The sequence below is a fragment of the Paenibacillus sp. ov031 genome, assembly GCF_900143165.1.
Lineage (GTDB): Bacteria > Bacillota > Bacilli > Paenibacillales > Paenibacillaceae > Paenibacillus > Paenibacillus marchantiae.
In genome coordinates this window covers 1,762,742-1,777,986 of record NZ_FRDO01000001.1, presented here as the reverse complement: position 1 = coordinate 1,777,986, position 15,245 = coordinate 1,762,742, and the positions used below count along the sequence as shown (strand labels likewise).

The window sequence follows — 15,245 nt, the reverse complement described above, 5'->3', positions numbered from 1 at the left end:
GGATGGTGAATGCCTATGGATTTGAATTTTTCGCTTGCAGAGCCGGATGTGAAAGCTGCTGTGCAGGCTGTCGGAACTGACATTGAATATTGTGTGCCCGCTAATCTGTCGCTACTTGGCTACCGTACGGCCGGATTTCTGGTTATCGGGCAGAATAAATGGGCTTACATCGAGCATGGTCAAGCGAAGGAAACCGGTATTATTGCTGACTCATGGGAGTACAAAGTCATTCCGCTTATCGGAAATATTGTGCTGGAGACCGAAGATGAGCAGGGAAAGCGTATCCTCGTCCGCTCCTCCATGGAGCATGCTCCACGCTTCGGTTATATTGCACAAGTGCTGAATGATAAATCAGCAGCCCGCAAAGTTCGGATTTTCAATAATGATGAGGAAAACGTCTGTGTTAAGTGCGGTGATCGACTAGTGGAAGGAACCCGTGTATGCCCCAGATGCATGAGCAAGTCCGCGGCGTTCAAAAAGCTGTTCGGTGTCTCGAAGCAGCATTGGAAGCCGCTGGCGATGGGTCTTATTGTCATGATAGCGGCTTCCGCTATTGTACTGGCAGGACCTTATTTTCAGGAAATTCTGATTAACGGTGTCTTGCAGCCGTCTGACGGACATAGTCCGAGCATGAAGCTGTTCTATCTCGCACTTGCCGCCATGATCGGAGGACTTGTGGCCGGAGAACTGCTGGCGATTATTCGGGCACGGGTCATGGCGAATGTCAGCTCCAATATTGCCGCCGATCTGCGCAAAATGGTGTATGAACGAGTACTGAGCCTGCCGCTTGGCTTCATGACCTCTCAACGGGCGGGAGATATAATGAACCGGGTAACGGCGGATACAGACCGGATTCGGCAATTGATTCAAGAGCTATGCACAACAGCAATCTATCAAATGATTTTGCTGGTTGCGGCTAGTAGCTTACTCTTCAGCGCTGACTGGCGCCTGGCATGTGTTGTGCTGTTGCCTGCCCCTATTGTCGCCTACATGAATATGTACATCTGGAAACATGTGCTCTGGAAACTGTATCAAAAACAGTGGGCAATCTACGACCGGGGGAGTTCTTTTCTGCATGATGTGCTGAGCGGAATCCGGGTTGTCAAGGCATTCGGCAAGGAAGCCACGGAGATCAAAAAATTCCGGTCCCATAACAGTGATTTTGCTGCCGCTACGATAAGAACCGAGAGTCTGTTCAACATGCTGGCCCCGATAACGAATTATTTAATTCAGCTTGGCCAATATGTTGTGTTGCTGCTTGGCTCTAACATGATTTTGAACAATCAGATGAATGTAGGTGAACTGATCAAGTTCAGCATGTATGCGTCCATGGTGTTTGGACCGATCGCCTGGATGATGTTCATGCCAAGATGGGTCTCCAATGCGATGATTTCCATTGACCGCGTTTTTTCGGTCATTGACGAGCAGCCGGATGTAGTGGAGACTGATAAAACAGTGAGACATACGATTCATGGCGAGGTTTCGTTCCGCAGTGTGTACTTTGGCTATAACTCCTATGAGCCGGTGCTGAAGGATGTGTCTTTTGATATTCGTAATGGGGAAATGATTGGGTTGGTGGGTCATTCGGGATCGGGCAAGTCTACCCTGATTAATCTCGTCTCCCGCTTCTATGATGTGAATGAAGGTCAAATTAAAATTGATGGTGTAGACATTCGGGACATCCAGAAGGATGACATTCACTCCCAGATTGGTGTCGTGCTTCAGGAGACCTTCCTATTCACAGGCACGATACTTGATAATATCCGTTACTCTAAGCCGCAAGCGACGGAGGAAGAAGTCATCCGGGCGGCCAGAATTGCTAATGCGCATTCATTTATTATCAATCTGCCGGATGGGTACGACACGCTGCTTCAGGAGAACGGGAACAATATATCCGGTGGTGAGCGCCAGCGTCTGGCAATTGCAAGAGCGATTCTGAATGATCCGCCAATTCTTATTCTGGATGAAGCGACTTCTGCACTCGATATTGAGACGGAAAGTGTCATTCAGACGGCGCTCCAGCAGGTAATGAGAGGAAGGACAACGATTGCGATTGCCCACAGGCTGTCAACACTCCGCAATGCCGACCGGCTGATGGTACTGGAGAAAGGCAAGATTGCAGAAATTGGCTCCCATGCCGAGCTAATAGAGAAAAAGGGCATTTACTACACACTGATTACAGCCCAGAGGGAGATGTCGAAGAAAGAGCAGACGGGGTAACTCATCCATCTCAATCCATTTTGTAGTTTGTTCGTCACATGTATGCTCCGGCAGCTGCGTTGTACTTAGAAATAGGAGGAATGCCGATGACCTTAAACAGGTAACCGGCGTTTTCACTTATTTTTTCGGCATTTTGCTCTCATCCATGTAAAGCAGGTTCCAGCGGTGACCGTCCAGGTCGGCAAATCCTGCGCCGTACATCCAGCCGTCGATTTCACTCGGTTTGCCAAAGATGCTTCCTCCGGCAGACTCTACTTTTTGAATAAAGGTATCTACTTTTTCTCTGCTTTCAGCGCCAATGGAAAATATTACTTCAGCGCTATTGGAAGTATCTGCTGTTTTTGAACCTGTGAATTTCTCAAACGCCGACTCCGGGAACAGCAAAATCGTTGTTTGACCTATGGAAAGCTGGGCTCTCTCGTTACCAACGCTCACCGCATGGAATCCAATTTCATTGAAAAAGGCAGTTGACTTCTCAACATCTTTGACAGGCAGGTTAATCCAGATCTCCTGTGACATGGTTGTAGCCTCCTAGAATATAATTTTAACTACGCCTACTATACTCTACTTTTGGCAGCAGATGCGAATCTTATCAAAGAAATAAATGAATGTTATTATTATGAATATTGAACAAATGGAGGGATGAACATAGATAAGAAAAAGTACTTTATCCTGATGCCACCGATGTTAATAATTGGACTGCTTATAATGTATTTTCTTCCAGTAAATCAGAGAGCTTATGTATTCTTAGTTCCTATTGTATTTTGGTTGATATACTATATCTGGGTATTTGTTGAAAGAAAACAATATAAAAAAACAGAATAGAAATTATAGTTTGAGAGGTGTTAAAATGGTTTCGCATCAATTGCTTACTCACGATACAATTCTTGAATTATTGCCCCACATTAATACAGAACAGAATTTGCTTTTTTATAGTTATTTAACGCAACGTAAGGATAAGGCTCAATATGTTGGTCAATTTACGAATAGTCAACTTACAGCCGTATTAGCTTATTTTAGCGAACTATCCTTTCCTGCATTTTCTTTCTTCCGAGTTGAAGATCGTGATATCTTTTTTCCAGAACTCATTGCTTTTACAAGAGAAACGATCCAACTTGACGAAAGTGCTGTATGTGGCACGATACTCTGTCAACGGGACCTTGAACTTTTTCAATCCTTCGGTCTTATCAAAGGAATTCCTCAACGTTTTTTAACTATGAAACATCAGGATGAATCGAAACTCCTTGAATCTAACATTGCAAATAAGATAAATGAAAATGATTATTCTGAGGTAATTGATTTTTTACATAGTGGGGAAATGAGGTTTTTCACAAGGAGTGAGTTAGTGGATTATCCTTTTCTTGGAATTAAGGAAAGTGAAGATTTCATAGCTGTGGGCGGATACCATTTTTATGACTCTCAGCTAGTAGAGCTTGGGAACATTGTTACCAGGTTAGATTACAGAGGAAGAGGATTAGCTAAACGCCTAACAAGTGAATTGACACACCTCGGTAAAAAACTGTCACCAGATGTCTATCTGGGTGTATTGGCAAATAACTTGCCTGCTGTTCGCTTATATGAAGGCTTGGGGTATCAAACAACAACGGAACTTTCTATTGTGAATTTTACTTTATCCACGACAAAAATATAGTCCGAAATTATAGTCGCTATTTCAGCGGCTTTTTTGTTTTATGGGTATAAGTATTTAAAGGAATGGGCTTCTTTTGCCGTATATCGGCGTTTTCTTTGATCGCCGTAATTAAAAACATTTAAGCAAATACATGCGAATTGGGAATTAAATTCAGTATAACTTATTCCATAAAAACGAATGAATACTTAATTTCATCTCTATATAGTTCGTAAATAACTGTGAACAATACGTTAATTCATTGACAATGAGTGTTATATTTATTAAAATTCGAAAGGGCATCAGGGTAAAGCAGATATGAGTATCCTTATCATTGGTTTAGAATCTTAGCTTTTTAATCCTAATGACGAATATAGGAGCGGTAATATTACAATCCTATTACGATGATTAGGATTTTTTTGTTTTTGCTCTGGAGAATAATTTGAAAGTTGGAGGCTGGCTTTAATCATGGACAATTGGTTCAAACTAAAAGAAAGAGGTACGACTGTTTCAACAGAGATCATCGCAGGGATCACGACTTTCTTCACAATGGTATACATAGTTATCGTAAACCCGGGAATACTCAGCAGCACAGGAATGGACTTTAACGGAGTATTCATTGCTACGGTGTTGGCGAGTATTGTGGCGACGCTGATTATGGGAATCGGGTCCAATTATCCGATTGTCATAGCGCCTGGCATGGGTCTGAATGCTTTCTTTGCCTATAGTGTAGTTGCTGGATATGGGGTGTCTTGGCAGGTTGCACTAGGAGCTGTATTTATAGCAGGGCTTTTGTTTATTATTTTATCGCTTACTTCATTTCGTTACATGCTGCTTGATGCCATTCCTGCGAGTCTTAAGCACGCGATAACAGCAGGGATTGGATTGTTTATTACAACGGTTGGCCTGCAAAATTCCGGGATTATTGCCGATTCAGAATCAAATTTGATTACGATCGGGAACTTGGCAGAGCCTATGACTTACCTGACCATTATCGGTTTGATTATCACGGTTGTGCTTATGGCTTACAGTGTAAAAGGTTATCTGTTCATCGGAATGGTGGTAACAGCGGTTCTTGCCTGGATCATGGGACTATTTCAAATGCCGGAGTCAATTGTATCCTTGCCGCAAGGCCTCACGTCAACGGCTTTCCAACTGGATTTGGCAGGCGTATTCTCTAATGGTTTGTATACCATCATATTCACGTTCCTGTTGATCACGCTGTTTGATACGACGGGGACAATGCTCGGCGTTGCTGAACAAGCAGGACTGCTGAAGGAAGGTAAGTTTCCGCGCTCACGCGGCGCCCTATTGGCAGATGCTGTAGGGACTACGACTGGCGCTTTGCTCGGAACGAGCCCAACATCGGCTTATATCGAGTCCAGCACAGGGGTGGCTGCAGGAGGAAGAACAGGACTGACGGCGGTCACGGTAAGTGTACTGCTTGCTCTTACTTTGTTCTTTACACCTATCGTTAGTGTGATATCAGGTATCCCGGCGATTACTTCTCCGGCACTGATTATTGTGGGTTACTTTATGATTAGCGTAATAAGCAAAATCAATTGGAAGGATCTCGAAGAAACATTTCCTGCCTTTCTGATTATCATACTTACTCCATTGACGCACAGTATTGCGACAGGTATCGGTGTTGGATTCATTTTCTATCCGGTACTCAAGCTGCTTCGCGGAAAGGGCAAGGATGTTCATCCGATATTCTACATTTTTGCGGTGTTGTTCTTCATCCAGCTTGTATTCCTGGACCACTAAGAAACGGTTTAATCCAAATAAGGAGAACTGCTTATATATAGGTAGTTCTCCTTATTTATATGTAACCCTCGGTTTAATCCTTTAGAGAAGAATTCTTCTTCGTATTTAATACCTCAAATGCTTCTATTAAAAAATCCATAGTATGCTTAGGCAACAATGACTCATAGGGTTTTACGTTTTTATACAGTTCTTCGTTATTTACCTCGTCATTGAAAATGAGATTACCTTGGAGTATCTGCAAATATGCCATGCAACTGCTGCTGTAGGAAAGGATGGTCTGGTTTAAGATCATTTACGATAGCTCGATGTACAAGCAATAACAAATTGTAAAGTTGTCCATCCAAGTACGTTTGCTTAGAGATATCCTCTGGAAACACCTTATCAATAATATCTATAGAGACATACTTTTGAAGCAGCTTTTTTTGAGCCTCCTCAACACGCATGGAATTCATAAGAAGTATGAGTATTTCAGAGTTTATTCAAAACAAAGTTCTTGTACCAAACAGAGGGCAAGAACTTTGTCTCATAACTGATTAGGTGTAAAAAATGATGAATATAATTATGCTTACGGGCAATTCTAACCTCTAGAATGATTGAATGAAGAAGTATTTAGGATGAGGAGGGGAAAGTTATGATCTACAAGCCAGCATTATTGATCATAGATGTACAAATCGGATCATTTATGAATCCTCTCTTTATACATAACAGTGAAAAATTATTAGATAATATCAAACAACTTATTACGTGGGCCCACATAAGTAAGATTCCAGTCATACTTACGCAGCATAATGGGAAATTAGGGACGCTAACCTCAAAAAAATCCTCAGGGTGGAGTCTTCATCCCGCCTTACCCTTGATCGCTCAAGATGTGAAAATTGAAAAGGACTTTCCAGATTCATTTCAAGATACCACCCTTGAATCACATTTAAATCAGCTAGACGTTAATCAACTGATTGTCGCAGGAATTCAGACTGAGATATGTGTTGATGCTACATGTCGTAGAGCATTTAGCTTAGGATATGATGTTATTTTAGCCAAAGATGGTCACAGTACTGCGGACTCTTCCTTTTTAATTGCAGATCAAATCATTACACATCATAATATCCTTCTACAAAACTGGTTTGTTTCTTTAAGCGATACCCAGGATATCATAATGTCGATTTCACGATAAGACCCTTCGTGAACACCTTGCTGAGACGGATCTAAAACTTAAGGGCTTAGAGCAGTTTCGTGGAGAAATCGAGTCCCTTATTCATTATTTTGAGCAGTGGTTGCCGCGTTGGATGCTGGAATTTCTCATTTAAATACGGCTGATTTTTATAGCAGCGGACATAACGAAATGCTTATTGGCGAGGCACTTAAAGGCAGCCAAAGAGAGAAGGCTTTTTTAGCTGTAACGTTTGGAGCATTAGTGGCGCTAGACGGATTCATGTACGGCCTGGATGTTAGGCCTCAACATATAAAAAATTATCTGGCCTACACGCTAAAACGGTTAAACGTAGAATATATCGATCTTTATCAATCCGGTCTCTGGATGTCCAATTTATTAAAAGTGACCTGGAAAGAATTGAAGCCGCAATTCCAGAGAATGAAATAGCAGGTGGGAGTTTCCGCAGATGAATTTTAAAAATGGTGTTGTGGTTCGTCCGTAAGTTAATAGATAGTTCCAGACCTTGAAGGTGGTAAACTCTCAAGGTCTTTCTTATATTCTCTCACCCAGTATCGATGTTAAATATACTGAAACCTATTGTTTTTTGACTATTATCTAACGTTTTTGATCTAGGAATCATCTGGTGATTTACATAGAATTACAACTAATCGAGGATAGGTTCTACAAGAAGGGAAGAATGATATGGGAGCAAAAGTCACCCGCAAAAGAGTACGAACACGCTGGCGCAAGCATGATACCGAGCTCACGCTGCTCGTGCTTCCGACCACAATCTGGTACATTTTGTTCAGCTTCTTGCCGATGTTCGGTGTCATTATCGCTTTTAAGAATTTCAAGATTCACGGGAATTTTCTCAGTAATGTTATAAACAGCGACTGGATCGGGTTCAAAAACTTTGAATTCCTGTTCAGTTCGAACGACGTCTGGATCGTAATTCGCAATACAATCGGTTACAACATGATTTTTATTATTCTGGGTATCATCGTGCCTGTGTCACTTGCATTGATGGTTGGACAGCTGCACAGCCGCAAGGCAGCCAAGATCTATCAGACGATGATGTTTCTCCCGTATTTCCTATCTTGGGTTGTCGTTTCCGCGGTGCTTTGGGCATTCTTAAGCTATGACAAGGGGATTGCCAATCAAGTTCTGACCCATTTCAACCAGGATCCAAAAAATTGGTACATGGAACCATCGTATTGGCCTTATCTCCTTGTGTTTATGAACATGTGGAAGGGTCTCGGCTATGGGATGGTTGTCTACTTGGCGACAATCACAAGCATGGATTCAACGTATTACGAAGCCGCCGTCATTGATGGTGCCAGTAAGTGGCAGCAGACACGGTATATTACGCTGCCTTTAATGAAATTTGTTATCGTGCTGATGTTTATCCTGTCAGTCGGAGGCATCTTTTCCACGGATTTTGGTTTGTTCTTCCAAGTGCCGCGGGACTCCAATTCTCTCTACAACGTGACCACGACGGTCGATGTGCTTGTGTACAAACAACTCAAAACCGCGACGGTCGGGATGGCGTCCGCCTCTGCCTTCATGCAATCTGTACTGGGCTGCGGAATGATCCTATTCGCGAACTGGATCGTTCGCAAAGTTGATCCAGAAAGCGCACTGATTTAGAGAGGAGGCAGGAAGATGTCAACACAATCAAGCTACGATTCCGGTCTTGAAAAGTTTAACCAAGTCGGCAAAGGAACGAACATTTTTTTTCACCTCATCTTTATCATTTTAGCTTTGTTATGCGTAGTCCCTATCGTCGTGGTGCTATCTATTTCACTGTCTAGCGAAGCATCCATTCGAGAGACCGGTTACCAACTACTGCCGTCGGCATTCTCGGCTGAGTCCTACAACTATATCGTTAAGCAGGGCTCGATGATTGTACGTGCGCTCGGAGTCTCCGTATTCGTTACGGTAATAGGCACGCTGATCGGCGTACTGCTCACCACTACGATGGGTTATGCATTGTCCCGTCCCCAATTTAAGCTAAAAGGACTTTTGACATGGATTGTGTTCATCCCGATGGTTTTTAACGGCGGTCTTGTCTCCAGCTATTACATCAATTCGACGATGTTGGGATTAAGCAATACAATCTGGGCGCTGATTTTACCATTAGCCGTTTCTTCCTTTAATGTCATCATCTGCAAAACTTTTTTCAAGACGACCATTCCGGACGGGCTGATCGAATCGGCTGAAATTGACGGAGCAGGTCAATTCCGCATCTTCTTCACAATCGTGCTCCCGATCTCACTGCCAGTTCTAGCGACGATTGGTCTGTTTCTCTGCTTCTCGTACTGGAATGACTGGTTTCAATCGATGTTGTATATTGACGACCAAAGCTTGTATTCGCTGCAGGCGCTACTGAACAGCCTGATGAGCAACGTTGATGCGCTGGCTAAAAACGCCTCGACGATGGGCATAAGCTACGCCGAGCTTGTCGCCACCATGCCCAAAGAATCGGCACGTATGGCTGTTGCGATCATTATTGTACTGCCCGTTGCTCTGGCCTACCCCTTCTTCCAGAAATACTTTATCTCCGGTTTGACGGTGGGTGCAGTGAAGGGATAAATCGAAATAAATCTGGAAATTTCAGGTTTATCATAATTTTTTCGCAGGATCGGTGCGTGTTAACTTAAGGGAGGGAATAGAGGAATGAGGACAAGGTTTAAAGCATGGATGAAAGCTCCGCTTTTGATTGGAGTGGTAACGCTGGCTATCTTTGGTTTAACAGGCTGTTCCGGCTCAGACAACAATAACGCGTCAAACAACACGTCAGCGGAAAACTCAGGATCGAATGCAGGCGAAGGTTCCGGCGAGGTACCTACGCTGGTGTGGTGGACGATCGGCGGACAAGTGCCAGCCAATTTTGATAAGGCAATTGAGAAGATAAACGAATATACGGCAGAGAAGATTGGTGTAAAAATCGATCTCCGCGTTGCCAGTTGGGGCGATTGGGACACCAAGATCAATACGATTGTAAACTCCGGTAAAGCTTTCGACATTATGTTTACGAATAACGGAAAATACAGTCAACAGGTCAACATGGGCGCATTCACGGATATTACCGACCTTGTGCCAAGTACGGTACCGGACTTGCACAGCTATATCCCAGAATTGGTGTGGGATGGAACGAAAGTCGGTGGCAAGATTTACGCTGTTCCAACATATAAGGATTCTTCATTAACCCAGTACTGGGTGTTTGACGATGCGCTCGTGCAAAAGTACAATGTCGACCTCGGCAGCATCAAGAGACTACAGGATCTGGACAAGCCATTCCGTGACTTCAAGGCTGGTGAAGGCAAAGGGTTCTATCCACTGTCCTTGACTCAAGGAGAGGGCATTAACGGTTTCTTTAATGACTATGACGATATGACTCTCGGCTTTCAGCCGATCGGCGTAAAGGCCGAAGATGAATCCCGTACAGTCGTTTCTGTTCTGGAACAACCGGATATACAGGGAAAACTGAAGCTCATGCATCAATGGTACAAAGACGGCATTATCAATCCGGATGCGCCAACCAAGATCGAGGCTGACCCTTATCGCCCGTTCTTCAGTGCGCAGGCGTTCCCTGGTGCAGAAGTGAATTGGCAGATCTCGGCGGGTATTGATAAATACGACATGGTTCAAATTCTGGGTCCGATCTATACAACCAGCACAATCCAGGGATCCATGAACGCAATCTCTGCCAACTCCAAGTACAAGGAAGAAGCGCTTAAATATCTGGAACTGGTAAACACCGACCCCAAGCTGCGTAATATGCTTGCTTATGGAGAAGAGGGTGTCGATTTCGATTATGTAAACGACAATACAGTTGAACGGAAAACGGATTCGTGGCCGCTGGCGGCCTATACACAAGGAACGTTCTTCAACATGGCTGTCACAAAAGGCGCACCTGAAGATCAGTGGGATCAGGTCCGCAAGCTGAATGAAGCAGCCACCTCATCTTCGATCCTTGGCTTTGCACTGGATATTAGTGAACTCGGCACTGAAGTAGCCAATGTGAAGGCTGTATGGAACAAATACAATTATGAGCTGATCACTGGCGCATCCGATCCGGAAAAAAAGATACCGCAAATTATAGAAGAGTTGAAGAAAGCTGGATTGGATAAGATTATGGAAGCCGCACAAGAACAGATCAACGCATATTTCAAATCATAATCCTTGAGACTTGCGACAATAACCCGAACGGAGCCGTTGTGGCCGTTCGGGTTTTCCAATCTTACTGGTGACATTTGCATTTAATTTGAGTTTATAACGGATTGATTTGTCCGACAAATAGCTATATGGTAAAACTATAAGTCTCAATATAATCCAACTGCTAAGGAGAGCTGCATGTTTTCCTTCTTTCAAATCAAAATCTACCGCCGCAAATTTATTGCTTACGCGATTTTTACGTTATTCATGGGTCTGATTTTAAGCGTATTGACCACACTTGTTTTGCTGCAGCAGTGGTTAGAGAATGCTCAGAATCAAGCGGCAGATGCATTCTCCCGGGTTGAAAGCATTCTTCAAAACGATGCTGAGCGGATCGAATCCTATTTACAGCGAGTTTACTCCAATAACGGTCTGGTGGCAGACGTTCGTTATTTTCTCGCCAACAGCGCGGAAGGTTATCTGACGGGAAGACTCCAGAACAGCCGCTATGATCAGCCTCTCGCATCGTTTCCAGAGGATGTGAAAGCTTTTCTCGGCAGTGGGCAGGAAGATATTATCCAGGTGAGTCTGCATACCGAGGAACGAGGCAACGTAGTACGTTTCGCCAGTAACGGTGCGACGAGCTTTTTGTTTAATCTGCCTAACACGGATGATATATTTCGAGAGACAATCCAAAGAGGTTTCGTCATCCGTAAGCAGCTGCTGGACGAAAATCAAATCTCACGCCAGCTCGGTGAGTTTCGTTTTTTGGTCAGCAGCGATGTATTATTCAAAGGCGTGCAGAACAATCAATGGATCGAAAACGGAGTCGTCAGCGCGGCTGGAGATGTCTATCTCATGGACGTTGGAGGCAGAGCCACCCAGGAATTATTCATAAAGGCTGCTTCAAAAGAACGTACCAAGGGGTTTATGCAGTTAGGCAAGCTGGATCGCGCATTTTATGTGACCCATTCGTCCAATGCTTACGATTACCAATTGATTAGTATTGTAGACATGGCAGTGCTTATCCGACAAAAAACCGGTATGCTGCTTATCGTGTTCTTGATCTTCTTGGCAGCTATGGTCAGTTTTCTCCTTTTAATCGGATACAATCTTCGTGAAGACGCAGGTTTTCTGCAACGAATTATCTATTCCATCCAACGTGTAAAATCCGCCAATTTTACGCCAATCAGTCCGACCCGCTATCGAAAGAATGAGTACGGAATGATCGCGAGGGAACTCGACGATATGACGCATCAGCTCAACCAACATATTCGAACCGAGTACTTGCTAAAACTGAAACAGAAGGAAACAGAAATGAAAGCGCTTCAAAATCAAATTAACCCTCATTTTTTGTACAATACACTTGAAATAATCCGATCGTTTGCGTTGGCGGGCCGCGCGGTTGATACGGCTGAAGCGGTAGCTACACTGGGCTCGTTATATCGTGAAATCGTGAAGAACGAAGATATTATTCTGTTGGGCAGTGAGCTGGCTTTGCTTGAAAAATACTTAAAGATCATGGAATTTAAATATCCGGACAAATTCTATTATCAAATCAATGTGGACCAGGGACTGCTGGCTTTACCTACCGTTAAGTTCTGGATGCAGCCGCTCGCCGAGAACTTTTTCGTACACGGCTTCCATTCGGACCACGAATTTAATCTGCTTGTTGTGAATGGCATTGAAAATAACCACTCATACGTATTGGAGATTGTAGACAACGGGAACTCGATCTCGGAAGATCGATTGGCTGATATCCGCCGCAATCTGTCTTTTGTCGGGGACTCGGTATCGGAGAGCATTGGCCTGCGCAACGTGTATACACGGCTTCATTTTTTCTATGGGAAAGGCTTTACCATGCAAATTGAAAATAATGTGGAAGCTGGTGTCAAAGTTACCTTAACCATAGCGAAGGAGGCGTAATGTATGTACAAACTTCTGATCGTTGATGACGAGCCACTAATCCTGGAGGGAATCAAGCGAACGCTGGACTGGGAAATGCTTGGCTTCAGACAGATCGAGACCAGCGAAACCTATGGGGATGCGCTAACAAAGGCTGTGGAGTTTTGGCCGGACCTCGCAATTTTTGACGTTTGCATCGGCAAGGAGCGTGGCTATAACGCCATTCACAAGCTTAATGAGCTAGGGCTCCCGACGACCTATATTATGATGAGCGGTTATGGTGAGTTCGAGTACGCCCTGGAGGCTATTCATTGTGGGGTTAAGGATTATCTACTCAAGCCCGTTGAGCGAGCAAAGCTTCAAGCTCTGATTGAACGAGTTATTGTCGAAAATTTGAACGGTACGCTGGAGGGAAGAAATCCGAACTGCCGTGACATAGACCCTATATTGGAAGTGCGCTACGACAGCTTATCCAAGCTAACCAACCGCATTCTGCTGATGGTTAAGGCTGAATACGATCAAAATATCAATCTCAAAGTGTTGGCCAGTCGTTTTCGGATGAACGGAACCTATCTTGGACAGATGTTTCTGAAGGAAACCAAGATGAAATTTTCGGAGTACCTTATGGTTTACCGAATGTTATGTGCACGAGAGCGTATTCAGGCTACAGACGAGAAGATATCGACAATTGCACTCTCCGTCGGTTACGCTAATCTAAACTATTTTTATACGCATTTCCAAGCCTACTTCAGCAAATCGCCTTCCGATCTGCGGAGAAAGGAGTAGTCCAGAAATGATACATTCATCTATCTGGAACACATTGATCAAGTCTGTCCTGATTACAGCGATGTTGACGCTGCCTTTGTCGGGGTGTATATCAATATCCGGGCAGAACGAGGAATTCGACAGAAGTATCAACACAGTGAATCTGATTTATTATACGCTTGGCAATCCTGACCAGGATCTGAAGATGGTAAACGCTAAAATCAATGAAGTGTTGGCCCAAAAAATCGGAATCACTATTACATATATTAAGGTTGGGTGGCAGGAGTACAATGACCGGATCAATACGCTAATTTCGACGGGAACTCCTTTTGATATTGCTTTTACCACAGATTACTCAAGCTATGTTCAGCGAGGAGCATGGCTGAGACTGGACAGCTACTTATCCAGCTTCGGCAAGGATATGTACGACACGATCGACCCCGTTCTATGGCAGGGCGTTCGCATGGAAGACGGCGGCATCTACGGTGTGCCTACGAATAAGGAGCTTGCCGTCCGCATGCAATGGATGTATCCGGAGACGCTTGTCCAAAAGTATGACATCGACATTACAAAATACAATTCCCTGGAGTCTTTGGATCCGCTGTTCCAAATGATCAAGGAAAAGGAACCCTCCTATCAGTTGATGGAGATGGACAAGGATTCCCAGAACTTCTTCGCCATGTACGGTTACGAATATGTGTTGGACAAACCGCTACCGCTCATGGTGCGTTCTCTGGATCCCGACGCGCATGTGATCAATATATTTGAGGCCAAGGAAGCAAGGCAGGTGCTGGATACACTCCGCAGCTATTACGTCAAGGGTTACATCAATGAAGACGCGGCCCTGCGGGAGAGCCAAAATCTCAAACGCGAAGAACGGGTTTTCTGGAAATCTGCGGGAGGGGGACCACTTTCGGAAAACAGCTGGAGCAAGGATCGCGGCTATAAGGTTGTTGCTTATCCTGTGACCCCGCCACTAATCACGACGGAATCCGTTCGCGGCGGGATTATGGCAATAAACGCAAAGTCAGCGCACCCCGTTGAAAGCGTAAAGTTTTTGAATTTGCTCAACACGGACCCGGAGATCCGCAATCTGTTTAATTACGGTATTGAAGGTGTGCATTATACGTTGGACAAGAACGGGCAGGTGCTGCTGAAATCTTCGGGAGACAGCGGCAATGATCCGGTATCAGAAGTCGGCTATGAAGGTGTGCAATATACACAAGGAAACTGGTTCATTCTCAAAACGATCGGTGGAAAATATCCCGATCCGTTGGATAAGTGGGATCAGTACCGAGCAGCAAACGCGGAATACGTTACATCGAAGTTGCTCGGATTTACGCCGAATTTAACCAGTATGTCCATTCAGGTCAACCTCATAAAAATGGTTTGGGAAAAGTACTATCCAAGCCTGATGACCGGCAGTGTGGATGTGGACAGGGTACTGCCCAAATTTAATGAGGAGCTGAAGCAGGCAGGTCTGGACGAGGTGCGGACAGAAGTGCAGAGGCAACTTGACGTTTGGCGTGTTGATCAGATGCATGGCATTCACAGTGTTCGTCAAAAAGCTCACTAAATTATTTGCCAATTGAAAGGGTGTTCAGGATGTGGTATTTACTCCTTTGTAATTGAACGCTTGTATTTGTCTTTCGT

General features: G+C 44.2%; 12 protein-coding genes. 11 read left to right on the top strand and 1 reads right to left on the bottom strand.

Features of this window, described 5'->3' with window-relative positions:
- Positions 1-15 precede the first annotated feature (15 nt).
- Complete coding sequence (locus BUA17_RS07520; RefSeq protein ID WP_072733114.1) at positions 16-2,220, top strand: ABC transporter ATP-binding protein; 2,205 nt, start codon at positions 16-18, stop codon at positions 2,218-2,220.
- Between the two features lie 117 nt (positions 2,221-2,337).
- On the opposite strand, the gene BUA17_RS07515 is transcribed toward BUA17_RS07520, so the two are convergent.
- Positions 2,338-2,739, bottom strand: coding sequence for a VOC family protein (locus BUA17_RS07515; RefSeq protein WP_072733113.1), 402 nt, complete (start codon positions 2,737-2,739; stop codon positions 2,338-2,340).
- A gap of 331 nt (positions 2,740-3,070) precedes the next feature.
- Here BUA17_RS07515 and BUA17_RS07505 point away from each other — a divergent pair, with 331 nt between their 5' ends.
- The 10 genes from BUA17_RS07505 to BUA17_RS07460 all read left to right on the top strand — a co-directional run bounded on the left by BUA17_RS07505 (position 3,071) and on the right by BUA17_RS07460 (position 15,168).
- Entirely contained in the window at positions 3,071-3,871 is an 801-nt protein-coding gene (locus BUA17_RS07505) for a GNAT family N-acetyltransferase (protein ID WP_072733111.1), read from the top strand.
- A 444-nt stretch (positions 3,872-4,315) separates the two neighbouring features.
- Positions 4,316-5,614, top strand: coding sequence for an NCS2 family permease (locus BUA17_RS07500; protein ID WP_072733110.1), 1,299 nt, complete (start codon positions 4,316-4,318; stop codon positions 5,612-5,614).
- Between the two features lie 631 nt (positions 5,615-6,245).
- A complete protein-coding gene (locus BUA17_RS07495) occupies positions 6,246-6,785 on the top strand; it encodes a cysteine hydrolase family protein (RefSeq protein ID WP_063563693.1) in 540 nt (179 codons plus the stop codon).
- Positions 6,786-6,893: 108 nt separating this feature from the next.
- Positions 6,894-7,211 (top strand): aldo/keto reductase, encoded by a 318-nt coding sequence (locus BUA17_RS07490; protein ID WP_244552092.1) that lies wholly within the window; start codon positions 6,894-6,896, stop codon positions 7,209-7,211.
- A 255-nt stretch (positions 7,212-7,466) separates the two neighbouring features.
- Positions 7,467-8,411 (top strand): ABC transporter permease, encoded by a 945-nt coding sequence (locus tag BUA17_RS07485; protein ID WP_063563694.1) that lies wholly within the window; start codon positions 7,467-7,469, stop codon positions 8,409-8,411.
- A gap of 15 nt (positions 8,412-8,426) precedes the next feature.
- Positions 8,427-9,356, top strand: a complete 930-nt coding sequence (locus BUA17_RS07480; protein ID WP_072733109.1) for a carbohydrate ABC transporter permease — start codon at positions 8,427-8,429, stop codon at positions 9,354-9,356.
- An 84-nt stretch (positions 9,357-9,440) separates the two neighbouring features.
- Positions 9,441-10,946: an ABC transporter substrate-binding protein gene (locus BUA17_RS07475; protein WP_072733108.1), complete on the top strand. Its 1,506-nt coding sequence runs from the start codon at positions 9,441-9,443 to the stop codon at positions 10,944-10,946.
- A gap of 174 nt (positions 10,947-11,120) precedes the next feature.
- On the top strand, positions 11,121-12,848 hold the full coding sequence (locus BUA17_RS07470) for a sensor histidine kinase (RefSeq protein WP_072733107.1): 1,728 nt from the start codon (positions 11,121-11,123) through the stop codon (positions 12,846-12,848).
- 3 nt (positions 12,849-12,851) lie between these two features.
- Positions 12,852-13,613 (top strand): response regulator transcription factor, encoded by a 762-nt coding sequence (locus BUA17_RS07465; RefSeq protein WP_072733106.1) that lies wholly within the window; start codon positions 12,852-12,854, stop codon positions 13,611-13,613.
- A 7-nt stretch (positions 13,614-13,620) separates the two neighbouring features.
- Entirely contained in the window at positions 13,621-15,168 is a 1,548-nt protein-coding gene (locus tag BUA17_RS07460; protein ID WP_072733105.1) for an ABC transporter substrate-binding protein, read from the top strand.
- Positions 15,169-15,245: the final 77 nt, after the last annotated feature.

Coding starts and splice junctions, on each gene's coding strand:
- BUA17_RS07470 (WP_072733107.1), top strand. CDS start 11,121: ATGTTTTCCTTCTTTCAAATCAAAATCTACCGCCGCAAATTTATTGCT.
- BUA17_RS07500 (WP_072733110.1), top strand. CDS start 4,316: ATGGACAATTGGTTCAAACTAAAAGAAAGAGGTACGACTGTTTCAACA.
- BUA17_RS07515 (WP_072733113.1), bottom strand. CDS start 2,739: ATGTCACAGGAGATCTGGATTAACCTGCCTGTCAAAGATGTTGAGAAG.
- BUA17_RS07505 (WP_072733111.1), top strand. CDS start 3,071: ATGGTTTCGCATCAATTGCTTACTCACGATACAATTCTTGAATTATTG.
- BUA17_RS07475 (WP_072733108.1), top strand. CDS start 9,441: ATGAGGACAAGGTTTAAAGCATGGATGAAAGCTCCGCTTTTGATTGGA.
- BUA17_RS07495 (WP_063563693.1), top strand. CDS start 6,246: ATGATCTACAAGCCAGCATTATTGATCATAGATGTACAAATCGGATCA.
- BUA17_RS07480 (WP_072733109.1), top strand. CDS start 8,427: ATGTCAACACAATCAAGCTACGATTCCGGTCTTGAAAAGTTTAACCAA.
- BUA17_RS07460 (WP_072733105.1), top strand. CDS start 13,621: ATGATACATTCATCTATCTGGAACACATTGATCAAGTCTGTCCTGATT.
- BUA17_RS07485 (WP_063563694.1), top strand. CDS start 7,467: ATGGGAGCAAAAGTCACCCGCAAAAGAGTACGAACACGCTGGCGCAAG.
- BUA17_RS07465 (WP_072733106.1), top strand. CDS start 12,852: ATGTACAAACTTCTGATCGTTGATGACGAGCCACTAATCCTGGAGGGA.
- BUA17_RS07520 (WP_072733114.1), top strand. CDS start 16: ATGGATTTGAATTTTTCGCTTGCAGAGCCGGATGTGAAAGCTGCTGTG.